This is a genomic window from Hymenobacter oligotrophus (assembly GCF_003574965.1).
Classification (GTDB): Bacteria; Bacteroidota; Bacteroidia; order Cytophagales; family Hymenobacteraceae; genus Solirubrum; species Solirubrum oligotrophum.
The window spans coordinates 915,715-938,363 of the sequence record NZ_CP032317.1 but is presented as its reverse complement, the minus strand read 5'-3'; the positions used below and the strand labels follow the sequence as shown (position 1 = coordinate 938,363).

The window sequence follows — 22,649 nt, the reverse complement described above, 5'->3', positions numbered from 1 at the left end:
AACGCATAGGCACATAGGTATTGGCCTTAAGCTCCTACTTGCTCCTCCAGCTTCACCGGCTCAACCCAACGGCCATCCTCGCGGATCAGGTTAATCAGCTCATCCACAGCCGCTTCTTCGGGTACCGATTTCTTGATAACCTCCTGCCCGCGGTACAACGCAATTTTGCCTCGACCCACGCCTACATAGCCGTAGTCGGCATCGGCCATTTCGCCGGGGCCGTTCACGATGCAGCCCATGATGCCGATTTTCACGCCTTTGAGGTGGTCGGTACGGCGGCGAATCATGGCGGTGGTTTCGGGCAGATCGAACAAGGTACGGCCGCAACTGGGGCAGCTGATGTACTCCGTTTTGCTCATGCGCGTGCGGGCCGCCTGCAGAATGCCAAAGCTCAACTGATTCAGGCCATCGAGGCGCTGCAACCACGTCTGTTGGTCGGCGTCAGGCAGCTTTTCGGTGCTTAGCACTACTCCGTCACCTAGGCCATCCAGCAACAAGCCGCCTACGTCGGTGGCGGCGTACAGCTGGGTTTGCTCGGGCGCCTGCTCGGGGTACTGGCGGTTGATGATGACCGGATTGGTAATGCCGAAGTTCATCAGCCGGAAAAACGCCCGGCGAATTTCGGGCATGGCGTGGGCGTTGTCGGTGTAAAGAATAACAACGGCCGTGCGGTCGTGGCGCAGCTGCTCCAAGGCCGCCGTGGTAAGCGACTCCAGGTTATGAAACACGAAATTGGCCTCGGGGTGCTTGGCCGCCGCCACGGCGTACTCGCTTTGGGTAAGCACCGGGTAGTGGTCGTCGCGCTTACCGCCATCGAGCCAGGCTGTATAATCTACCAACTCCTTCAGGCCGTTGGGCAGCATAAAGGGCACCGGGCGCTGGCCGGTGTAGATGAAGTCGGCCCCTAGGTCGTTCATCTGAAACTTGTCGAGGAAGGCCGAGTACAGGTGCCCAACGCAGCGCAAATCGGCGTACTCCAGCTGCGGCAAACGCGAAATATCGGCCAGCACGCGCGGCACGTTCTGCCCGCCTAGGTTCAGTACCTCGTGCGAGTGGCGGCGGTGGTACTGGAAGGGGTCAACTGGCAATGAACAATGGTCAATGAGCAATGATGAATGCGCTTGGTCATCCTTCAATTGTTCATTGCTCATTGTTAATTGATCATTTGCCAACGGCATCATCGGCTTGGCCTCGGCGGCGCGGTTGGTGTACCGATCGATGAGCATGCGGGCTACGGGAGCCTCGGCTTCGGGCGGCTCCGTGAGCGACACGCGCACGGTATCACCTAGGCCGTCTTCGAGCAAAGTACCAATGCCCACCGCCGACTTGATGCGGCCATCCTCGGCTTCGCCGGCTTCCGTTACGCCTAGGTGCAACGGATACGGCTGCAGGCCTTCGGCGGCCAGTTTCTGCACCAGCAGGCGGTAGGCCTGCACCATCACTTGCGTGTTGGAGGCCTTCATCGAAAGCACCACGTTGTAGTAGTTCTCGTCTTCGCAGATGCGCAAGAACTCCAGTGCCGACTCCACCATGCCCAGCGGCGTATCGCCGTAGCGCGACAAAATGCGGTCGGACAACGAGCCGTGGTTGGTGCCGATGCGCATGGCCGTGCCGTACTCCTTGCAAATTTGCACCAAGGGCCGAAACCGCTCCCGGATGCGCTCAATCTCGCCCTGGTACTCGGCGTCGGTATACTCGATGGTCTGAAATTTCTTTTTGTCGACGTAGTTGCCGGGGTTCACGCGCACTTTCTCCACGATGCGCGCTGCCAGCTCGGCCGCGTTCGGCGTGAAGTGGATATCGGCAATGAGCGGCACCGTGCAGCCCCGCTTACGCAGCTCCTTTCTGATTTCGAGCAGGTTTTGAGCCTCTTTCATGCTCGGCGCCGTGATGCGTACGTACTCGCAGCCGGCCGCTACCATGCGCAGCGTTTCCTCCACCGAGCCCAAGGTATCCATGGTGTCGACGGTGGTCATGCTCTGCACACGTATGGGGTACGAACCACCTAGGGGCAAGTCGCCGATGTTCACGACGCGCGCCTCGCGGCGTTTGTATTCGGTTAGGCTGGGGCAGTAAATCTTAGAAGCGTAGGTGCTCATGCGGCAAGTAACGTAGTCGGTAGCCAAACCGCACAGGGGCGGCAAAGTTGCTCGGGGCAAAGGTACAAAAGCTGCAGCGCGTACATTGGTTCGCGGGGGCTATGCAAATACCGTTTCCGGGCGGGCCGTTTGTGCCCCGTCCGAAACGTTGGGACCTGCGTGCCGCGGAGCGTTGCTCCGCGTGCTGCCGGCACCTGCTGCTGCCTAGGCCCATCAAAAACCATGCTGCCAGTAGCGCCAGGGCTCTGCAAGTAGGCGCGCATCAGGGCACGCGCAACACCAACTTGCCAATATGTTCGCTGCTGTCGAGCAAGCGGTGCGCTTGCGCGGCCTCGGCCAGGGCAAACTCGCGGTAGACAACGGGCCGGAACTGCTTGCCCGCCAGCAACGGCCAAACATGCTGCTCCACCGCGGCTGCCAGGGCGGCCTTGAAATCCGCCGACCTAGGGCGCAAGGTGCTGCCCGTAATCGTAAGCCGGCGGCGCATTACTTCCAGCGCATTAAACTCGGCCCGCGCCCCGCGCATGGCGTTGATGAATACCAATCGGCCGTCGTCTTTCAGCAGGTTCAGGTTTTTGGCCGTGTAGTCGCCGCCCACCATATCCAGCACCACATCGGCGCCGCCCAGTTGCCGCAGCTTCGCCTCAAAGTCTTCGCTTTTGTAGTTGAAGCACTTAACCGCACCTAGGGCTTCGCAGGCGCTGCACTTGTCATCGGTGCCGGCCGTGGCGTACACGGCGGCCCCCAGCAGCCTGCCCAACTGAATAGCCGTGGTGCCGATGCCGCTGCTGCCGCCGTGCACCAGCAGGGTTTCGCCGGGGCGCAGCTGCCCGCGCTCAAACACGTTGTGCCACACGGTAAACACGGTTTCGGGCAAGGTAGCGGCTTCGGGCATGCTCCAACCGGCGGGCACAGGCAGGCAGTGGCGCGCATCCACGGCGGCGTATTCGGCGTAGCCGCCTTCGGCCAGCAGCGCGCACACCGCCTCGCCGGGTTGCCAGCGCGTAACGCCGGCGCCCACCTGCTCCACTACTCCGGCAATTTCAAGCCCGGGTACCAGGCCGGTTACGTTGCCGGCACCGCCATACTTGCCTTGGCGCAGCAGCACATCGGGGCGGTTTATGCCGGCCGCCTGTACTTTAATAACTACTTGGTGGGCGGCAGGCTCGGGCACGGGGCGCGGCTGCAGTTGCAGCACTTCGGGTCCGCCGGGTTGGGTTACAACAATGGCATTCATGCAAAGTAATATTAGCTAACCCTAGGTGTTTTGCGGGCTCAGACAACCAAGCAGCCCCAGGCAAAAGCACCTTTCGGCAGCTTTTACGTTACTTGTTGATGATGAAAAAGCCAGTTGTTCCTTCGCTACTTAGCTCGGCTCGGGCCATCGGCTTACGCGCTTGGCAAACGGGCCCGTTGTTTCGCAAGGTCTTTCTGGCCGCGGTCGATTCGGTGCAGGAGGTACTGCGCGCCGAGGTGCAAAAAGGCAACGCCAAGGTAGTAGCCGATTTCTTGGTTGATAAAGCCGCGCCGGCAGTTAAAGCTCTGCTGCTGGAACGCATGACGATACGGCTATTGGCCCGCTTGGGCTTGCGCGGGGCGCTGGCCTCCAACGTAGTAGGCTGGATTCTGCCCTTCGTGCTCGAAAAAGCTGTGCAATTGGTGCTCAAGACCGAAGCCGCTGCCAAGCTGCAGCAACACCCCAGCGTGGCCAACGTTCGGCGCACGCTCGACGAGCTCAAGAACCGTTTGCGACGGGCAGTTGCCCCAGATTACGGCTCGGGAGCCCAGGAAGTAGACCGCTACCTCACGGAGCTGCCGGCCGCTAATAGCCCCGTCCCGCAACCAAACGCAAAGCACTGATTGTAAAGCGTTTTACACAAGAAGCCTTTGCCTTTGCCTAGGCTACCTACCTAGGAACCACTGCGCAAATTTTTATGCAATCGTTTGCAGGCGTCAGGAAAATGCCTTAATCTTGAAGCACTAAAATGAAAAAACCCGCCGGCTCCCGCGTATTACGGGGCCAACGGGCTTAGTGAGCGGGCCGGTCGAACTGCATTCCCACCCGAATTCGAACCGGCCTCGCTTGCAAGCTGCTAATTTAATGCAAGAAAAGCAGTTCGCGATACTTTACAAGCGGCCAATCTTCATCGGCCACCAATAATTCTAGTTTATCAACCTGTCGGCGGATCACGTCGAACAGCGGACGCACCTTTTCGCTATACATCAAAGCCCGTTCGCGGGTATCCTCGTTCTTGTTGGCCACCTTGCGGTAATCCACCATTTCGCCCACCGTGTTTTTGATGGTGGCTACGCGCCGCGAAATCTCTTTGATCGAGTCGACGGTGACCTGCGTGTACTCGTCGTCGAGGCCCAGCTCGCGTAGGCCTTGCACGTTTTGCACCAGCTTGTTCTGGTAAGCCACGGCCGTCGGGATGATGTGGTTGATGGCCAAATCACCCATTACGCGGCTTTCGATTTGCACGCGCTTGATGTAATCCTCAAGCAAGATCTCGTGGCGGGCGTGCAGCTCTACGTGCGAGTAAATACCTAGGCGGCTGAACAGCTCCGTCGACTGCTCGCTCACGAACGCATCGAGCGCGGGCGGCGTGGTGGGCACGTTCGAGAGGCCCCGCGAGGCGGCTTCGGCCTTCCACTCGTCGGAGTAGCCGTTGCCTTCAAAGCGAATGGCTTTCGAATCGATAACGTACTGGCGCAGCACGTCGATGATGGCCATTTCTTTTTTGCGGCCACCGTCGATGAGCGCGTCAACCTCTTTGCGGAAGGTTTCCAGCTGGTCGGCCACGATGGCGTTCAGCACCGTCATCGACGACGAGCTGTTGGCCGACGAACCCACGGCCCGGAACTCGAACTTGTTGCCGGTGAAGGCAAATGGCGAGGTGCGGTTGCGGTCGGTGTTGTCGAGCAGAATCGGCGGAATCTTGTCGATGCCGAGCTTCAGGTACAGGTTGTCGCCTTTGTCGAGCGGCAGCTTGGCGTTGCGCTCCAGCTCATCGAGCACCTGCGAAAGCTGCGAACCCACGAACACCGACATGATAGCGGGCGGAGCTTCGTTGGCACCTAGGCGGTGGTCGTTGGAGGCCGAGGCGATGGAGGCGCGCAGCAAATCGGCGTGCTGGTGCACGGCCTTCATTGTGTTGATGAAGAACGCAAGGAACTGCAGGTTCTCCTTGGGCTTGCGGCCCGGCGAGAGCAAGTTCACGCCGGTATCGGTGCTCAGGGCCCAGTTGTTGTGCTTGCCCGAACCGTTTACGCCCGCAAACGGCTTCTCGTGCAGCAGCACTTTAAAGTCGTGCTTGTCGGCCACACGGTCCATGATGTCCATCAGGAGCTGGTTGTGGTCGATGGCCAAGTTGGCGTCTTCGAACGTGGGGGCGCACTCAAACTGGTGCGGCGCTACCTCGTTGTGGCGCGTGCGCAGCGGAATGCCCAGCTTGGTGGCTTCCTCTTCGAACTCGAGCATGAAGGCGTGCACGCGCGGCGGAATCGAGCCGAAGTAGTGGTCTTCGAGCTGCTGACCTTTGGCCGGCGCGTGGCCGAACAGCGTGCGGCCGGTCATCACCAGGTCGGGGCGGGCCGAAAACAGCGCTTTGTCAACCAGGAAGTACTCCTGCTCGATGCCCAGCGTGGTGGTTACGCGCTGTACGTCTTTATCGAAGTATTGGCAGATAGGCAGCGCAGCGCGCTCCAAGGCCACAAGCGACTTAAGCAGCGGGGCTTTGTAGTCGAGGGCTTCGCCGGTGTAGGCCACGAAAATCGTGGGAATGCACAGCGTCTTGGCCCCGGCGGTTTCAATGATGAACGCGGGCGAAGTAGGATCCCAAGCGGTGTAACCGCGGGCCTCAAAGGTATTGCGGATGCCGCCCGAGGGGAACGACGATGCATCGGGCTCTTGCTGCACCAGCGCCGAGCCCTTAAAGTTTTCGATGGGGCGGCCGTCGGAATTCAGGTCGAAAAACGAATCGTGCTTTTCGGCGGTAGCGCCCGTCAGCGGCTGAAACCAGTGCGTGTAGTGCGTAGCACCCTTGCTCATGGCCCAGGTTTTCATGGCACCGGCCACAGCATCGGCCACCGAGCGCTCCACCGGAGTACCCTGCTTGATAGCCGACTGCAGTTTCTTGAAATAATCGCCCGACATGGTGGCCCGCATGGCTTCGAGGCCGAATACGTTGCGACCAAACACCTCCGAGCGACGCTCAGACGACGTGACCGGCATAGGTTTGCGCTGGTCTACCAGGTTCAGGGCTCTAAAGCGAAGCGTTGCCACAGATAAAAGGTTAGTGTAGGTAAGCGGGTTTGCTTTTGATACCCCAAAGTTAGGAACACACTTTGTTTTTACAAACTACCCCCTATTATGAAAGGGGCATATTATTTAATTATCAAGTTTATCAAGATGCACCCCCTATTTCGAGAAGGCGCTTACGCAAACGTATGCGTAGCCCTGCCTTGCTCCTTTGCGCACTAAAAACCACACACCCTTGCCGTCTGATTACCTTTGCGGCTTCGCACTCCGCCCGTGAGAAACCGCTTTTACTTTCAGCCGAAATACTTTTTGTACTGGCTGCTGGTGTTTGCCCTAGGTAGGGCAACATTCCTACTCTACCATTGGCCGCGCACCAGCCAGCTAGATGCCGCCAGCGTTGCCCGCACCTTTATATATGGTGTACGCCTCGACGGATCCGCGGCGGCTTACTTGTGCCTGCTGCCTTTTCTGCTACTGGTGGCAGCCGGCTGGTTTCCGAAGTTGCGGGTGGCCCGCATCATCGGCGTTTACACCGGCGTTATGGGTACTCTGGTGGCCTTGCTTACGGTAGCCGATGTAGAGCTGTACCGGGCCTGGGGCTTCCGGCTCGATAACACGCCGCTGCAATACCTCAGCTCGCCGGCCGAAATGGCCGCTTCGGCGGGCTCTTCGCCGCTCGGGCTGTTGGCGCTTATTTTCGGGGGGCTTTTGCTGGCTGGCTATTGGCTGTACTGCGGCTTGCTTACGCCATTGCCGCCCCAGCCGGCGCGGTTTGGCCGGTTGCGTGCCGTAGCGGTGGCCCTGCTGTACTCCTTATTATTAATGGTGCCCTTGCGCGGCGGCGTGCAGCAAATTCCGGTAAACCAAAGTGACGTTTACTTTTCCACCACGCACCCTTTTGCCAACCACGCGGCCATTAACGTGCCCTGGAACGTGGTGCAGTCGATGCCGCTGGGCGAGCTGCAGCAAAACCCCTATCAGTACCTGCCCGATACCACCGCCCGCCGCCTGGTGGCCCAGCTGTACCTGCCAGCCGCCGATAGCGGCCCGGCACCTAGGATACTGCGCATGCCGCGGCCCAACGTGCTATTCATCGTGTTGGAAAGCTTTACGGCCAAGCTGGTGGGCCACTTGGGCGGCGAGCGGGGCGTTACGCCCACCCTCGACAGCCTGGCCCGCACGGGGCTGTCGTTCCGCAACATCTACGCCAGCGGCGACCGAAGCCAGAAGGGCATCGTGGCCTTGCTCAGCGGCTACCCCAATCAGCCCACTACCAGCATCATCAAGTTTCCGCGCAAAACCGAGAACCTGCCCAACCTGGCCCGCTCGCTGGGTGCGGTTGGCTACCAATCGTCGTTTTACTACGGCGGCGAGTTGGCCTTTGCCAACATGAAATCGTACTTGCTGGCTGCCGGCTACCAGCGCCTGGTGGAGCGGCAAGACTTCCGCCGCCGCGACCAAAACTCGAAGTGGGGCGCGCACGACCATGTGCTGTTCGGGCGCTTGCTGCAGGGTTTGCGTCAGCAACCGGCGCCGTTTTTTGCCACGGCCTTTACGCTCAGCAGCCACGAGCCCTTTGAGGTGCCCATGCGTCCGCGCTTTGCCGGCACTTCCGAAACCAACCTGTTCCGCAACTCCGTGGCTTACACCGACCATGCCCTAGGTCAGTTTTTGCGGGCGGCCCGCCAGGAGGCGTGGTGGGGCCGTACGCTGGTGGTAATTGCCGCCGACCACGGCCACCACCTGCCCGGCAACTCCGGCGGCCACGAGCCCGCAAAGTTTCACATTCCGCTTTTGCTCACGGGCGGCGCGCTGCAACCTCACTTGCGCGGCCGCAGCATTGCCACCTTCGGCAGCCAAACCGACGTGGCCACCACCCTGCTGGCCCAACTCGGCCTGCCCACCCAAGAGTACCGCTGGGGCCGCAACCTGCTGGCGGCGCCCCCGGTAGCGGTGCCCGGTGGTTTCGCGTTCTATTGCTTTACCGATGGTTTCGGAGTAGTGCAGCCCCAAGGTGCCGTGGCCTTCGACAACGCCGCCCGCCGCATCATCGAGCGCGACAGCACCGTTACCCGGCAGCAACTGCGGCAAGGCCAAGCCTACCAACAACAATCGTTTGACGATTTTCTGGGGCGCTGAATCCTGCTGCCCGCCGAGCTGCGTATGGAAAATGCCATGCCTCAACCTACGGATACCCCTGCCCAGCTGCTCTTCGTGTACAACGCCAATTCGGGCCTGCCAAACGCGCTGCTCGACGCGGTACACAAGCTGGTTTCGCCCAGCACTTACGCTTGCTCGCTCTGCGCCATCACGTACGGCGCCGTAAGCATGCGCCCCGAGTGGAAGCAGTTTTTGCGCGCCCTGCCCCTGCCAACGAAGTTTCTGTACCGCAACCAGCTGCCCCAACTGCACCCAGAGTTACTCGGTTTTGCTTTGCCCGCGGTATTCAGCCAAGCGAAAACCGGCCGCGTCGCCCAGATCATTTCCGCCGCAGAAATGCAGTCATTGAACCTAGCGGGACTGATGGCGCTGCTGCAAAAGCGGCTGGCTTTATAGTGACAGCGGGCATGAAGGCAAGAGCCACCTCGTGTTTTTACTTTTGAGTAACTGTCTTCCGAGGGAAGCCTACGCCCTTTACTTTTCACTGGACTACTTAGTGGGGAAGCTTACAGGTGTATCTGGAAATATAAAGTTTATGACTTCAGAGGTTTCGTATAACAGTAAAGAAGGCATTAAATACAATAGAAATAGCACCGTAAAGGTCGAAAATTAGCTCGCTGTCAAAGCAGAGATAAAGTCTTCAGGTCTTTATTTTGGAGGTGAAACAGGACAAAGTCAAGAAACAAACGGAAATTTACACAGCAGCAATTATCAATCTGTGGCTAAAGTTGGCTTCGCGAAGTATTCGAAGAGCGTAAGCTCTGGTGTTGAGAAAACCGACAAAGGAGTTGTACAAAAAAACGAAGCAGAAAGTGGGAGGAGAGCAGCTTTCATAGGAGGAATTGAAGGCAAAGCAGACTTGTCACGCAGATAAAAGCAGTTTTAAATGAAAAAGCTTTTCGAACTTATTAATAAATCATCCTATGTTTTCATAGGTATTTGTTTTGTTTTTGCACTTACTTGTACGATATATTTTCTTTTCGTCAGAACACCTGGATTTTTATTTAACTTAAAAAACACCCTTATTGAGGATAGGGAATTGATGAATTCTATAGGAGGAGAAAATGGTTATCACATTTACTATTCTGGAACCAAGGAATTAAAAAATAAATTTTATATTAAAATCAATGGCAAATGCGAAGGATCAAGCTTGACTATCAGTGGTGTTTTTGATAAAAATGCTCATTCTATATCAGATACTATTCTTGTTAAATGCAAATAGCCAACTATAGCGGTTTCGCGAACGGTGCTGTATGCTTCCCCGTTTGGTAGGCCAAACATAAATAGAGGTCAGCAGCTTTTTGTCCTCCAACCGGTCTGCTGATAGCACCGCCAGCGCCCCACCAGTCGCTTCTACGTATCTTTGCGTGCTTATGAACACCCGCACCGTTGCCTTTTATACGCTGGGCTGCAAGCTCAACTTCTCCGAAACCTCGGCCCTGGGCCGCCAGTTCGAGGAGCAGGGTTTTGCGAAAGTAGCTTTCGAGCAAGGGGCAGATATCTACGTCATCAATACCTGCTCCGTAACCGACCACGCCGACCGCAAATGCCGGAAGGTGGTACAGCAGGCACTTAAGCACAACCCCGAGGCCTACGTAACCATTGTGGGCTGCTACGCCCAGCTTAAGCCGCAAGAAATTGCCGAAATTCCCGGTGTGCACGCCGTATTGGGGGCCGCCGAAAAATTCAGGCTGGCTGAGATTCTGGCCGAAACGGCCTACCGCAAGCCCGAGGCCGGGCAGCCGGGCCAAGTGTTTGCCTCGCCCATTTCGGAGGCCGTGGAGTTTCATGACGCGCACTCGTTCGGCGACCGAACGCGCACCTTTATGAAAGTGCAGGACGGCTGCGACTATTCCTGCTCGTTCTGCACCATTCCGCTGGCCCGCGGCAAAAGCCGCTCGGGCTCGGTACAAAGCGTGGTAGAGCGCGTGCAAAAGCTGGCCGCAACCGGCGTGAAGGAAATTGTGCTGACGGGCGTGAACCTAGGCGACTTCGGCATTCAGGGCGAAGAGCGGCAGCGTCTCGAAACGTTTACCGACCTGGTAAACGCGCTCGACCAGGTGGAAGGCATCCAGCGTTTCCGCATCAGCAGCTGCGAGCCCAACCTGCTCACCGACGACATCCTGCGTACGGTCGCGCAATCGAAGCGCTTCATGCCGCACTTTCACATTCCGCTGCAGTCGGGTTCCAACAAAATCCTGGGCCTGATGCGCCGTCGTTACCGCCGCGAGCTGTATGCCGACCGGGTGGCGCTAATTAAGGAGCTGATGCCGCACGCCAGCATCGGGGTGGACGTAATTGTGGGCTTCCCCGGCGAAACCGACGCTGATTTTCTGGAAACGTACCAGTTCCTGAACGAGCTGCCCGTTTCGTACCTGCACGTGTTTCCGTACTCGGAGCGCGAAAACACCTTAGCACCCACCCTGCCCGGCCGCGTGCAGGATCGGGTACGGCACGAGCGCACCACGCAGCTGCGTAGCCTTTCGGAAAAGAAAAAACGCTTTTTCTACGAGCAGCACGTGGGCCTCGAAACCGAGGTGCTGTTTGAGGACGACCTAGGGCCCGACGGTCGCATTGAGGGCTACACTCCCAACTACATCCGCGTGGCCGCCAAGTACGACCCGCTGCTCGTGGGTGAGCTGAAGAAGCTGCGCCTCGCGGCCGTAAATTCGGCTGGCCTAATGGAAGTGGAAGAATCGGAACTGCCGGTATTTCATCATTAGCACCTTCCGACCTAGAGAAAAACCAAAGCGCCCGCTGCCTGGAGTTCTGGCAGCGGGCGCTTTGGTTTGGCGGGCAAAGTAATCAGCGGCTTAGCTGGCGGCTCATCATCTCTACCATTTGTTGCAGCATTTTCTGCTGCTCCTGAAGGTGTTGGTTTCGCATTTCGGCTAGTACCAACTGGTGCTGCAGCTGCTGGGCGTACAAGGCCGCTTCTAGCGAAACAACTTGCACCGGCGCTGTGGCAGGAGCTGCCCCACCGGCAACTCCAGCGGGCTCTGGCGCAACAGCCGAAGCCACTTCTGATACCGGAGGCTCAGCTACCGTGTCAGGTGCAGTAAATGCAGCAAGGTCGCTAGTGGCAATTTGGGCAGTAGCCGCTTTTATGGGCTCGGCAGCGGGTTGTGGGGTCGTGGTTGCGTTGGTAGTTGTATCAGCGGTTACAGCTGTGTGAGCCGATGCATTATCGCCAAACGCCCCGTTATTAAACATTTGGCCAAAGCCCTGCATTAACCACTCCTTTGATACATTTGGATATACCTCAAATACTTTGCACAAAAGGTCAAACCCAGGTTTATTGCGCTCTTCTACAATATGTTGAATAACTGTTGCGGTTTTGTCGAGAGATAACGCAAATGCATTCTTCGACATACCTAGGGTTTGAATAAGGTGACTGAAACGCTGCCCTACAGTCTCTACTTTCGCCATATTCTCATTTGTTAAATCAACATTCATGTTGTACAAATATACTCATTTGGTAAACATATTATTAACACAGCGCTAATGATATTCCTGGCTGAGAAAATACGATAAGTCGCTCAACGCGCATAGAGGCCCACAAGAACAACCCAAACAACGAAGCTTGCCCAGCCGATCATGCGCCGCGTTTTGCAGCAGTCTCAGAAAGAACACTCCTGTATTGTGAAGGCTGTTCATACGCTTCAACTCCAACGGCTTCAGCAGCTGCTCAGCCATCACCAACGAAATAGCAAGCTCAACTCAACCGGCTAAGCAAATTTGAAGTCGAACGACATCCTTTAGCTCTCGAACATACCTCGGAGCTGAGTATTGATTTGCTTGCCGAGGTATCGGTCTTCGACAGCAGTTATGCCTGCGCACTTTCTCTCCCCTGCGCAGCTACCTTTCCTGAGCTTTTGGTTAAGGATTGTGGCCACCAACAACGCGTCAGTATAATCAGCCGACATTCCCTGCTGTTGGCTCTAAGTTCAAGCATCGGCTTTACCTCCGCGATAAAATCAACAGGTGACAATAGCCTTTTTTTCGAGCTTGCCAGGAGGCACCTAGGCCTTGTCAAAAGTTGGAAAAATGCACCTGTCTGAGGCACTACTGACCGGCTATCTAGGCGCTAAACTTGCCAAGCAACCCAACCTCTGGCACACACCTGCAATGGCTACCAGGGTCGCTTAGCAACGAGGGTTTGTAACAAGCAAGGCCCGGTAATACCTTAATTCAATTACAACTTAGGGCCTACCATACGCGCGCATTTAAACCACCATAAGCGCTGCGCGGCCGCAAACTACTCGTAACGCAGCGACTCGATTGGGTCGAGTTTGGCGGCTTTGCTGGCGGGGTAATAGCCCGAAGCCAGGCCCACCGTTACGCAAATCAGCAGGCCCAGCATCATCCACAGCCACGGCACCAGAAAGGCACCCTCGCCCACAAACAACGACACGGCGTTGCCCATGCTCACGCCAAGCACGATGCCCAACGCTCCGCCAAGCACGCAGATAACGATGGCCTCGATAAGGAACTGCTGCCGGATTTGCAGGGCCGTTGCACCTAGGGCTTTGCGAATGCCGATTTCGCGGGTGCGCTCCGTCACCGAAACCATCATGATGTTCATAAGGGCAATGCTGGCGCCCAACAGCGTGATAAAGCCCACCAAGAAGCCGCCGATTTTCAGGGAGCCCGAGAGCTCATCGAGCTTGTTGGCCAGCGAGTCGCTGCTCTCCATTTCAAAGCTTTCCTCCTGCCCCAGGCGGTCGTGGCGCACAGCGCGCATAATGCCGCGGGCTTGGTCCATGGCAAAGGGCAGGTTTTCGGGCTGCAGCACGGCGGTTTTGATATCGTAGGTGAGGGCCTGCTGGCGGGGCATCTGGTTGCCGGCTTCCAGCGGAATCAGCACGATGCGGTCGGCGCCGCCGCCGCCCATCGAGCTGCCGCTGCGGTCGAGGGTACCCACCACCAAAAAGCGCCGCCCGAGCATGTACACGTACTTGCCCAGTGCCAAATTAACCGAGTTGCTGCCGAACAGCTTTTCGCGCACTTCGGCCCCAATTACGGCCACGCTCACCCCATTTTCGAGCTCTTGCTGCGAAAAGCTGCGCCCCGAGGCCAGGTTGTAATTTTGGTTCAGCAGGTAGTTTTCGTCGCCGGCCACTACTTGCGTGTTGGGGTTGGTTTCCTTGCTGCCGGCTTTCACTTTGGCGGCGCCAGCAATAAAGGCCGAAATGCCCACGCGCCCCTCGTCGCCGAGTTGCGCTTTGTACTGCTGCGCCTGCAAGTAGCTGATAGGCGGGTAGGTTTTGCCGCGCACGCCGCCCCGCCGAAAGCGGTTGCTGTAGCCCTTGGCCTGAATATCGAAGGAGTTGGCCCCTAGGCTCGAAAAAGTCGCGTTCAGCGAGTACTTCATCGCGTCGATGGCCGTTAGAATGCCCACCAACGACATAATGCCGATGCTTACAATCAGGGCCGTAAGCACCGTGCGAAGCAGGTTGCTTTGAATCGACCGAAACGCCTCGCGTATATTTTCAAGAAAATGCATGCCCGACGCCTACAATCAAATCAGAAATTATGGCTACCTGCCCGAGCGCAGCATGCGCTGCACCCAGCCCGCCGAAAGGTAGCGGCTTTGCAACAAACCTGCAGGGCCTTTTGCTACATTTGTTTTGGGCCGTAGGCCGCCGCCCTAGGTGGCGCCAGCTGCAGGGGCGTTGGCAGGTGGGTAGTGGTGGGCTTACCCACGCGGGGCCGCTTCGGGCGCGGGCGGAACGCCGGCCCGCCAAGTGCCGTTGTAGTGCAACGCCCCGGCGCCTTTTCCTCTCTTTTGCATTGTGAACCCCATGCTCTCCGTCCGTCGTTTGCTTGCCTTTGCGCTGTTGTTGCTCGCCTACCTAGGGCCGCTGGCTGGGCGCGCGAGCCAAATCTTGATTCCGATGGACCAGGCGCAGCGCGAGCACCTGAAAGCCTACGGCGCCGCTTATTGGCTGCTGACCAAGGAGGTAGAGGTAGATTGGCTGCTGAATTACCGCGGCGGCGCCTTTGCCTTTCCGGCGGTGCAAGGCGCCGAGCAAGAGCTGGCGGTGCGCGGCGTAAGCTACCAAGTGGTGTCGGATGCGCAGTACAGCGGCATCCTGAGCCAGATCGGCGACCCCAACGCCAACATGGACCTCATGAAGCTGGAAAAAGCTCCAAAAATTGCGGTGTACACGCCCAAAGGCAAACAGCCCTGGGACGACGCCGTGACTTTGGTGCTCAACTACGCCGAAATTCCTTACACCGAGTTGTACGACGACGAAGTGCTCGACGGCAAGCTCACCAAATACGACTGGTTGCACCTGCACCACGAAGACTTTACAGGCCAGTACGGCAAGTTCTACGCTACGTCGCGCAACCGCCCGTGGTACCAGCAGCAGCAGCGCGATGCCGAGGCAGCCGCCAAGCGCCACGGCTTCGGCAAAGTGTCGCAGATGAAGGCCGCTGTGGTAACCAGAATGCAGGAGTTTGTGGCCGGCGGAGGCTTTTTGTTTGCTATGTGCTCGGCCACCGACACTTACGACATTGCCCTGGCCGGCCTAGGGCTTGACATGGTGGACGTAATGTACGACGGCGACGCCCCCGACCCGCAGGCGCAGCAAAAGCTCAACTTCAACCGCACGTTGGCCTTTCGCGACTTCACGCTCGAGCGCAACCCGTACCAGTATGAGTACTCCAACATCGATATGCAGCCGTATGAGCGCGGCGTAGGCGAAGAAAACGACTACTTTCAGCTGTTCACGTTTTCGGCCAAAAACGACCCGGTGCCCACCATGCTCACCCAAAACCACACCCGCACGGTGAAAGGGTTTATGGGCCAGACCACGGCTTTCCGCAAATCCCTTGTGAAGCCCGACGTGCTGGTGATGGGCGAAAACAAAGCTTCGGGCGAGGTGCGCTACATGCACGGCGAGCTAGGCAAAGGCACCTGGACGTTTTACGGCGGCCACGACCCCGAAGACTACCAGCACTTGGTGGAGGAAGAGCCCACCGAAATGGCTTTGCACCCCAACTCGCCCGGCTACCGCCTTATCCTGAACAACATTTTGTTTCCGGCAGCCAAAAAGAAAAAGCAGAAAACCTGAGTTGTCGGCTCAAGCTCCGCTTTACCTGATACCCCGCTATTAGCTGTTGCGTAGCGGGGTATTTTGTTTTTAATGCCCAAGGTATCCGGCCAGCCCGAAAACTCGTTTGAATAGGCTCAACCACTGCGCTCCTATGGATTCTGAGCAAACCAACTACGGCTTCTCGCCCACCAACGGCAACTTGCGCACGGCCAACCCCCTGCCCCGGGCGGTACTGCGCTCCAACAACTTTCTGCTCCTCGACGGCGAATGGCGCTTTGCCATTGACCCCGACGACGCTGGCTTGCGCGAAGGCTGGTACCTGGCCCACCAGTACGACCTTACGGCCAGTTGGCCGGGCTCGGTGGAGTCGCACATACTCGAAGCCCGGGGCCAGCAGAACACCGCCGCCTGGCACGACCGCATTGTGGTGTGGTACGAGCGGGAATTTACCCTGCCCGAGCGCGGCGACGAAGGCTCGCACTCCATGTTTCAGCTCACGTTTGGCGCGTGCGGCTACGAAACCCGCGTATGGCTCAACGGGCACCTGCTCACCACCATCGAGGGCGAAACCGTGCACTACGGCGAGTACACCTCGTTTTCGTTTGAGTTGCAGGAGGTGCACCTGCGGCCGGTAAACCGCCTCACGGTGCGCATCATGGATACCATGGACGCCGAAACACCTAGGGGCAAGCAAGAGTCGCACGTGTACAAGCGCGGCGGCATTTGGTACCAAACCTATACCGGCGCGGTGCGCTCGGTGTGGCTCGAAATGGTGGAGCGCAACCGCCTCCGCTCCCGCGTGGGCGTCGATAGCGTAATTGAGGACCAATTGGTGCGCTTTAACCTCACCACCCGCATCCACGACCCTGGGCCGTACACCCTGCGGCTGCAAGTGTTCGAGCGGTTTGCCAAATCGGCGCAGCCCTTGGCCAAAGCCGAGTACCCCATGAAGCTCGAGGCCGGCCAACGCCAGCAGCGCGTGGTGATGGAACTGGCCGGCGCCCAAGTGTGGTCGAACGCCTCGCCCACTTTGTACCGGCTGGTGGCCCAGCTCATCGACGCCGATGGCTACACGGCCGAAATTGAAACGCACTTTGGGCTGCGCAAAATTGAGTCGCGAGGGCGCAATGTGTACCTCAACAACGAGCCTATTTACCTCGATGGCATTCTGTACCAACCCGGTACGGCCACCTACGAGGAAATGCAGCGGCACATGCACGCCATGAAAGAGCTGGGCTGCAACCTGGTGCGCGTGCACATTGCCGGCGTCGATCCGCGCATTTACAACCTGGCCGACGAGCTGGGGATGCTATTGTGGGTAGAGGTACCGAGCCCGCACAGCTCCACGCCGCGCAGCCGCGAAAACCACCGCGCCGAGTTGCTGCGCATGCTCGCCCTCATCGAGTCGCACCCCTCAGTGGTTATCTGGAGCCTGTACAACGAAGACTGGGGTTGCCAGGACATTGCCACGAACCCGGCTACGCGCGAGTACATCATCGAGATGTACCACTACATGCAGATTCATCACCCGCAATTTTTGGTAGTGGACAACGATGGCTGGCACCACATTTCGCACGAAGGCCGCTTGAAATCGGACTTGCTGACTGCCCACCTCTACACGCCCGAGCTGGAACGCTGGCGCGAGCTGCTCGACCGCATGGTGCAGGGCGAAATGGAAGGGGTAGCCGTGAACCCGCTGGTAGTGGGCGACCCGTTTTATTATGGCCGTCAGAAACCTTTGATTGTGAGCGAATGGGGCGGTTTCGGCTTTGTTGACTACGGCGGCCCGGCCGATGCCGAAGACCGCGCCCAGCGCATTCGCGACTTCAAACGCGAATTGCGCCAGCGCCCCATTGCCGGCGACGTGTACACCCAGGCCACCAACATCGAGGATGAGCGCAACGGTCTGATTGACCCGCACACCGGCGCGCTCGATGTACCACCCGGCCTGCTAAACTCCAACCCCGCAGCCGACGAGCCCGCCGGCCCGGGTTCCGGAATTTAAGCCCTGCGTTGCCAGGAGCTGCAAGGCCCCTAGGTAGTTGCCGGTGCGCAGCTACCTAGGGGCCTTGCAGCTCCTGGCAACAACAGCGGCAACCCAATTGCCTAGCGCTTCATGCGCAGGCTATCGGCTATTTTTTTGAGGGCGGCGGCATAGTCGGGCGCAGCAGGGGCTGTTAATTTACTGCCCGATTTAGCCTTGTTGCGCGGTGCCGTTGCTGCGGCTGCGGCGGGCGCGCCAAATGTCACCCCGTCGAACACGAGCGTGGCTTCGCCATCGGTTTTTATCACTTGATGAAAAGTGCTGCGTCGGTTTTGGTAACTGCTGCTCCCGCTGATTTCATATACGAACACCGGCTGAGCGCTTACTTGGCGCTCCTCGGTTTTGATAACGGCCCCGGTGGTGGTACGCTGCTGTACACTGCTTTGCAACTCGGGGCGCAGGTTTTCGAAGCCCGTAGGCGGCAGCACCTGCACAGTAAACTGCGGCGGCAATGGCTCGGTTTTGCTTTTGGCTGCGGGGCCAAACACGTACAGCTTGCCTTCGTTGCGCACTTGCTGCAACTGAAAAGGCGTGCCCGCGAGTTGCACCACAAACGGCGCCAACTCGAGCGGCGGAATGGTGCCTTTAGGGTCGAACCAACCGGTGAGCAGCATTTGCTTTAGCTCGGCAGCCGACTGCTGGTCGGCGTTTTCGTAGAGACCGAACACAAGCATGATGGAAGTGGTGTCGCCGAAACCCAGCACCATCAGGCTTTTGCCGGGCTCTATGCTTTCGCCCTCGCCAAACACCGCAGGGTAGCCGTTGAACAGCAGCTGGCGCTGCTCGCCAATGCGCCCTGCTTTGGCCAAATACTGCTGCACCAGTACGTCCTTCACGTTCAGAAAATTACTTTGCGGAATGCGCAGCACCTCCAGCAACGCGCCGTTGCTCTTTACCAAGCCGTTCAACGACTCTTCGGCTACGTAATCGGGCGTTTTGCGCACGTAAAACGTAGAGCCGGGCACCCGCACGTGGCGCGCCGTAATGGACGTTACCACCGTATCGGCCGGCTGCGGGCCCGGCGCGGCCTGCTGACCTAGGGCGCGCAGACCCGGACCCAGCAGCAGCCATAGTCCAATCAGTAGTATTCGCCAGCCAGAGCTTTGCTTGGCGGCGCAGTAGTTGAGCATAAGCATTTCGGGCAGCAAAGATGCGCAGGAAGCTCGGCATCTGGGGCACGTGCGCAGGGTGGCGCCGGCCCTAAAATGTGTAGGCAACTAGGCAGCCACGCGCGCACTAACGTAGGCGAGCCTTAAGAGTCAAGCATTTGCGCCTAGTGCATGCGGTCGTCGCGCACGGGCAGGCTGGTTACAATCTCGCCTTCGATCTTGAGCAGCTCCTGCAAACGGGCGTCTACTTCCTGGGGGTTGCAATACTCCTTTGCTAAGTCGACGTAGGCCACGAAATGCCCGGCCTCCGACACCATCAGCTCGTAGTAAAACTTGCTCAGCTCGGCGTCGGGGATGTGCTTCCATAGCAGCTTAAACCGCTCGCAGGACCGTGCCTCAATCAGCGCCGACACCAGCAGCTGGTCCATTAGCTGCCGCTCGCGCGCGCCGCCGCGCCGCACGTGCTTCATCAGCTCCACCACGTACTCGTCGCGGCGCGGACGGCCCAAGGGCAGATTGCGTTTGCGCAGCTCCTGCAGCACCCGCTCGAAGTGGCTCCACTCTTCGGCCACCAGCTCGGTTAGCTCGTCCACGAGGCGCGTTTTTTCGGGGTAGCTCACGATGAGCGAAATGCCGGTGGAGGCCGCTTTCTGCTCGCAATACGCGTGATCGACGAGGATGTCGCCGATGTTTTTCGAAGCAATGTCTACCCACCTAGGGTCGGTGTTCAGCTTAAGCTTCAGGATGGTTTTCTCGCGCTTGTGCGCCTCCTCGGCCGAGGGTTGGGCGAAAGGGTGGTTGCTCATACGCTGTTAAAGCAACAGTTTAGGCACTCAGGCCTACGTTGCTATCTGGCAAATAATTTAATCGAAGAAATTCCACTTCAGGCCTAGCTGAAAGCTGCGCGGCGTGCCCGTGTAATAAGGTGTCGGGAAGTAGCCATCGTTGCCGTCGAGGCTTTGGTTGACGTAGGCCATTTTCAGGAACACCGACACAGTTTTGATATCGGCCGTTACGAACACATCGACCACCGGGTACCCACGCGAGGTAAAGTAGTTCTGCACAAAAAACTGCTGCGTGGCCGGCGAATAGTCGTAAGGCTGGTAGCTCGACTGGTAGTATGCCTCCACCCCGACTTGGCTGAACAACGCTTTCTGAAACAGGAAGCCTTCGGCCAGGATGCGGGAGTTGCCTACCACGCGCGGAATGCTCAGGCCCTCCTGGTCGCCGCCTTCCGTAACCGTCACAATATTATCGAGGCGCAGCACGCCGTAGCGCAGCTGGTGGCGCAGCGTACCGATGAGCAGCCGTTGGTTGGCATTGGCGCCGGTTAGCTGCTGGGGCACTAGGTCTTGGCGGTTGAACGCCGCGGGGCGAAGGCCGTAGTACACCAAGCTGTTGACGTTGACGAGCTGCCCGGCGGCGTATAGCTGCTGCTGCACCCGCGCGGTGGGCTTACCAATGCGCTGGTTGAAGGCCACCGTGAATTGCGTAACGTTGGTGTTGTCGAAGTTGGTGGCCCAGCGGTGGTGGTTGCCAGAGTAGCGCTGCTGCGTGAGCGTAGGCGCAAACGACGAATACAGCAGCTCGCCCGATAGCGGCCCCAAGCGCAACGAGCCGCGGGCCCAGGCCTCGTCGACGAGTTTGTACTCGCCAGCCAGCAGTACTTGAAAAATCTTCCAGCGAAACGCAGCGTTGCCGCCCACAAAGATTTGAGTGGTATCGGCTTGCACGGTGGGCACTTTGCGCTCAGGCGCGGGCCGGGCCGTTAGGCTTTCCATGGTGTAGCGCCCGGTGCGCTGGCGGCCGTACACGCGATACTCCAACAGCTTGGTGCGCCCCAGAAAACCCACGGTGTTCTCGAGCTGGCGGTACAGGCTCACGTCGTCGGTGCGGGCCGAGTCGCGAAGGGCTTCGGGGTAAAACAGCAAGCGCCCCTCCTCAAACGTCAGCCGGTCGTCGGTAAAGCGGTTGTACTGCCGGCTCCAGTCGAGCACGTGAAAGGCCGTAAGCCCCCGCCCCACCAGGTTGTACGTGTGCGCCAGGTGAAACCGGTCGCGGTGGTCTTTGTTGATGGCTTGCGTTAGCCACACAGCTTCCTGCTCGTAGTCAAACAGTTGTTCCAGCGAATCTTGCACGCCTTGGCTGTTTATGCCGGGCCTGATGCCGCCTTGCTCGGCCACGCGGTGCTTGGCCGTGTAGTAGTTGGTGAGCAGGTGGTAGCGGTCGTTTTTGGTTTGGTAACGAGCAAAAACAAGCACGCCCGTGTGCGTAACCTGCCCCTCGCGGGTGCTCACGGCCCCTAGCTGTTTGTTCGCGCTAAACCGTTCGTAGGCAATACCCACGTTCACGGCTTTTTTAATGCTGCGGCTGTAGCTTCCTTCAAAAACCTGCTCGCCCTGCGCGCCCTGCACAAACCGGAAGTACGTGTAAGGCGAGCGGGTATCGTAGTACGGAATGTTGGCCGAGTTGCGGAAGTACTTATCGAAGGCCGTACGGCCGTACCGGATGCCGATATTGGTATTGGTTTCCCAGAGCAAGCGGCGCGAAGCGGTGCCCACATTGCCCAGGTCTTGCTGAAACGTGCTGTCGTAGTACCAGTTGCGGCTGTTGTGGATGCCCGTTAGGGTAGTATCCAGAACCGAGCCCTCGGGCTGATTGCGCAGCATGTTTTCTTCGCGCACCACCAAGGTGGTGCGCGGCCCGTACAGCACCCGCGTCGAATCGTCGACCACCTGGGCGCGGCTTAGGAGCGGCAACAGCAGCAGCCACAACAGTGGCAGGCTCAGGCGGCCGAGCCGCAGGGTTTGGCAGATAACGGATACGTCAGGCAACGACACGGGGCGTAAGCTGGGGCGGCGCGAGCATGGCCTGCAGGCGCTGAGCGCCATCGGCCAGAAATGCTACGCGAATAGGAACGTAGAATAACGGCAAAGATGCCACCGTGGTACGCAAGGCCGGCTCGCGCAGCCGGGCCGCATCTTTTTCGGTGGTAATAATGGCCGCGCCGGGCGGCAGCGCCGCGGCTAGGTCCTGCAGCTCGCCGGCGCTAAAAGCGTGATGATCGGCAAACCGGTGATGCGCCAGCACGGAGTACCCGCGGCGGCGCAGCTCGCTTAGCAGCGGCTCGGGCTGGGCAATGCCCGTGAGCAGCACCACGGGCTGCAACGGCTCCACGCCACCTAGGGCCGCCTCGGCCGGAAACACGGCCGTGGGCTCACCGTAACGGTACGTCGAAAACAGCACCGGCACGCCGGGGCGGGTGTATTGCTGCACCCGGGCCGCGGCGGCTTGCTGCTCGTGGGCAGGCCACTCGGGCGGGCATTTGGTGATGATGACGACATCGGCGCGGCGCGCCCCTAGGCGGCTTTCGCGCAGGCGGCCGGCGGGCAGCACGTAGTCGGCCCAAAACGGCCGGGCTTGCTCGGTGAGCAGGATGTTGAGGTTGGGCCGCACGCGGCGGTGTTGGTAAGCATCGTCGAGTACCACTGCCGTGAGCCCGGGCAGTTGTCGGCGCATTTCAGCTAAGCCGTGGCGCCGGTCTTCGTCTACCACCACCGGCACCTGCTGCGCAAAGGCCCGAAAGTGTTGCCAAGGTTCGTCGCCGATGGTGGCGGCGGTATCGGTGCTCGTGGCCACGCGGAAACCCCGGGTGCGGCGGCCGTAGCCCCGGCTCAAAATGGCCGGCTTATGGCCCGCGGCCAGCAGTTGCTCTATCACCCAGGCAACGTGGGGCGTTTTTCCGGTGCCACCCACCCGCAGGTTGCCCACGCCAATCAGCGGTACCTCGGCCGAGGTGCTGGCCCAGCGCCCGGTATCGTAAAGCCAATTGCGCACGGCCGCTACGCCGGCGTACAACCAGCTCAACGGAAGCAGCAACAAAGTCAGGAGGCCGGGCATAGCTCAGGGAAA

Annotated in this window: 16 protein-coding genes; 7 read left to right on the top strand and 9 right to left on the bottom strand. The window is 58.9% G+C overall.

Going from position 1 to position 22,649, the window contains the following annotated elements; translation table 11 throughout:
• Nucleotides 1–26: 26 nt before the first annotated feature.
• Nucleotides 27–2,099, bottom strand: coding sequence for a (E)-4-hydroxy-3-methylbut-2-enyl-diphosphate synthase (ispG, locus tag D3Y59_RS03920; RefSeq protein WP_119446307.1), 2,073 nt, complete (start codon nucleotides 2,097–2,099; stop codon nucleotides 27–29).
• 262 nt (nucleotides 2,100–2,361) lie between these two features.
• Nucleotides 2,362–3,336, bottom strand: coding sequence for an NAD(P)H-quinone oxidoreductase (locus D3Y59_RS03915; RefSeq protein ID WP_119443869.1), 975 nt, complete (start codon nucleotides 3,334–3,336; stop codon nucleotides 2,362–2,364).
• Nucleotides 3,337–3,437: 101 nt separating this feature from the next.
• Here D3Y59_RS03915 and D3Y59_RS03910 point away from each other — a divergent pair, with 101 nt between their 5' ends.
• Nucleotides 3,438–3,959, top strand: a complete 522-nt coding sequence (locus D3Y59_RS03910; protein ID WP_162910529.1) for a hypothetical protein — start codon at nucleotides 3,438–3,440, stop codon at nucleotides 3,957–3,959.
• A gap of 238 nt (nucleotides 3,960–4,197) precedes the next feature.
• Here D3Y59_RS03910 and D3Y59_RS03905 read toward each other — a convergent pair whose 3' ends face one another.
• Nucleotides 4,198–6,384, bottom strand: a complete 2,187-nt coding sequence (locus D3Y59_RS03905; RefSeq protein WP_119443867.1) for a glutamine synthetase III family protein — start codon at nucleotides 6,382–6,384, stop codon at nucleotides 4,198–4,200.
• A gap of 249 nt (nucleotides 6,385–6,633) precedes the next feature.
• Here D3Y59_RS03905 and D3Y59_RS03900 point away from each other — a divergent pair, with 249 nt between their 5' ends.
• The 4 genes from D3Y59_RS03900 (at nucleotide 6,634) to mtaB (ending at nucleotide 11,243) form a co-directional block, all read left to right on the top strand.
• The gene (locus D3Y59_RS03900) at nucleotides 6,634–8,499 is read left to right on the top strand and encodes an LTA synthase family protein (RefSeq protein WP_119443866.1); all 1,866 of its coding nucleotides are present in this window, start codon (nucleotides 6,634–6,636) and stop codon (nucleotides 8,497–8,499) included.
• Nucleotides 8,500–8,535: 36 nt separating this feature from the next.
• A complete protein-coding gene (locus D3Y59_RS03895; RefSeq protein ID WP_162910528.1) occupies nucleotides 8,536–8,916 on the top strand; it encodes a hypothetical protein in 381 nt (126 codons plus the stop codon).
• Nucleotides 8,917–9,406: 490 nt separating this feature from the next.
• Nucleotides 9,407–9,742, top strand: a complete 336-nt coding sequence (locus D3Y59_RS18185; protein WP_162910527.1) for a hypothetical protein — start codon at nucleotides 9,407–9,409, stop codon at nucleotides 9,740–9,742.
• 151 nt (nucleotides 9,743–9,893) lie between these two features.
• Nucleotides 9,894–11,243 carry a tRNA (N(6)-L-threonylcarbamoyladenosine(37)-C(2))-methylthiotransferase MtaB gene (gene mtaB / locus D3Y59_RS03890; protein ID WP_119443864.1) on the top strand — a complete coding sequence of 450 codons (1,350 nt, stop codon included), beginning with the start codon at nucleotides 9,894–9,896 and terminating at the stop codon, nucleotides 11,241–11,243.
• 82 nt (nucleotides 11,244–11,325) lie between these two features.
• Here the strand turns inward: mtaB and D3Y59_RS18180 are convergent, their stop codons facing one another.
• Both D3Y59_RS18180 and D3Y59_RS03880 read right to left on the bottom strand, forming a co-directional pair.
• Entirely contained in the window at nucleotides 11,326–11,985 is a 660-nt protein-coding gene (locus D3Y59_RS18180) for a helix-turn-helix domain-containing protein (RefSeq protein WP_205590870.1), read from the bottom strand.
• A gap of 793 nt (nucleotides 11,986–12,778) precedes the next feature.
• On the bottom strand, nucleotides 12,779–14,026 hold the full coding sequence (locus tag D3Y59_RS03880) for an ABC transporter permease (protein ID WP_119443862.1): 1,248 nt from the start codon (nucleotides 14,024–14,026) through the stop codon (nucleotides 12,779–12,781).
• Nucleotides 14,027–14,324: 298 nt separating this feature from the next.
• Between D3Y59_RS03880 and D3Y59_RS03875 the strand changes: the two genes are divergently transcribed.
• Both D3Y59_RS03875 and D3Y59_RS03870 read left to right on the top strand, forming a co-directional pair.
• Entirely contained in the window at nucleotides 14,325–15,602 is a 1,278-nt protein-coding gene (locus tag D3Y59_RS03875) for an asparagine synthetase B (protein WP_119443861.1), read from the top strand.
• A 133-nt stretch (nucleotides 15,603–15,735) separates the two neighbouring features.
• Nucleotides 15,736–17,589, top strand: a complete 1,854-nt coding sequence (locus D3Y59_RS03870; protein ID WP_119443860.1) for a glycoside hydrolase family 2 protein — start codon at nucleotides 15,736–15,738, stop codon at nucleotides 17,587–17,589.
• A gap of 101 nt (nucleotides 17,590–17,690) precedes the next feature.
• Here D3Y59_RS03870 and D3Y59_RS03865 read toward each other — a convergent pair whose 3' ends face one another.
• The 4 genes from D3Y59_RS03865 to lpxK form a co-directional block, all read right to left on the bottom strand.
• Nucleotides 17,691–18,764, bottom strand: a complete 1,074-nt coding sequence (locus D3Y59_RS03865) for a hypothetical protein (protein WP_119443859.1) — start codon at nucleotides 18,762–18,764, stop codon at nucleotides 17,691–17,693.
• Between the two features lie 137 nt (nucleotides 18,765–18,901).
• Entirely contained in the window at nucleotides 18,902–19,543 is a 642-nt protein-coding gene (miaE, locus tag D3Y59_RS03860) for a tRNA-(ms[2]io[6]A)-hydroxylase (RefSeq protein ID WP_119443858.1), read from the bottom strand.
• 57 nt (nucleotides 19,544–19,600) lie between these two features.
• Nucleotides 19,601–21,577 (bottom strand): putative porin, encoded by a 1,977-nt coding sequence (locus tag D3Y59_RS03855; RefSeq protein WP_162910525.1) that lies wholly within the window; start codon nucleotides 21,575–21,577, stop codon nucleotides 19,601–19,603.
• Nucleotides 21,564–22,637 carry a tetraacyldisaccharide 4'-kinase gene (gene lpxK, locus D3Y59_RS03850; RefSeq protein ID WP_119443856.1) on the bottom strand — a complete coding sequence of 358 codons (1,074 nt, stop codon included), beginning with the start codon at nucleotides 22,635–22,637 and terminating at the stop codon, nucleotides 21,564–21,566. Before lpxK ends, D3Y59_RS03855 begins: the two co-directional genes overlap by 14 nt.
• Nucleotides 22,638–22,649: the final 12 nt, after the last annotated feature.

Bases quoted from the DNA above. Each gene is read 5' to 3' on its own strand.
- ispG (WP_119446307.1), bottom strand. From the start codon at position 2,099: ATGAGCACCTACGCTTCTAAGATTTACTGCCCCAGCCTAACCGAATAC.
- lpxK (WP_119443856.1), bottom strand. From the start codon at position 22,637: ATGCCCGGCCTCCTGACTTTGTTGCTGCTTCCGTTGAGCTGGTTGTAC.
- D3Y59_RS18185 (WP_162910527.1), top strand. From the start codon at position 9,407: ATGAAAAAGCTTTTCGAACTTATTAATAAATCATCCTATGTTTTCATA.
- mtaB (WP_119443864.1), top strand. From the start codon at position 9,894: ATGAACACCCGCACCGTTGCCTTTTATACGCTGGGCTGCAAGCTCAAC.
- D3Y59_RS03865 (WP_119443859.1), bottom strand. From the start codon at position 18,764: ATGCTTATGCTCAACTACTGCGCCGCCAAGCAAAGCTCTGGCTGGCGA.
- miaE (WP_119443858.1), bottom strand. From the start codon at position 19,543: ATGAGCAACCACCCTTTCGCCCAACCCTCGGCCGAGGAGGCGCACAAG.
- D3Y59_RS03915 (WP_119443869.1), bottom strand. From the start codon at position 3,336: ATGAATGCCATTGTTGTAACCCAACCCGGCGGACCCGAAGTGCTGCAA.
- D3Y59_RS03880 (WP_119443862.1), bottom strand. From the start codon at position 14,026: ATGCATTTTCTTGAAAATATACGCGAGGCGTTTCGGTCGATTCAAAGC.
- D3Y59_RS03895 (WP_162910528.1), top strand. From the start codon at position 8,536: ATGCCTCAACCTACGGATACCCCTGCCCAGCTGCTCTTCGTGTACAAC.
- D3Y59_RS03910 (WP_162910529.1), top strand. From the start codon at position 3,438: ATGAAAAAGCCAGTTGTTCCTTCGCTACTTAGCTCGGCTCGGGCCATC.
- D3Y59_RS03875 (WP_119443861.1), top strand. From the start codon at position 14,325: ATGCTCTCCGTCCGTCGTTTGCTTGCCTTTGCGCTGTTGTTGCTCGCC.
- D3Y59_RS03870 (WP_119443860.1), top strand. From the start codon at position 15,736: ATGGATTCTGAGCAAACCAACTACGGCTTCTCGCCCACCAACGGCAAC.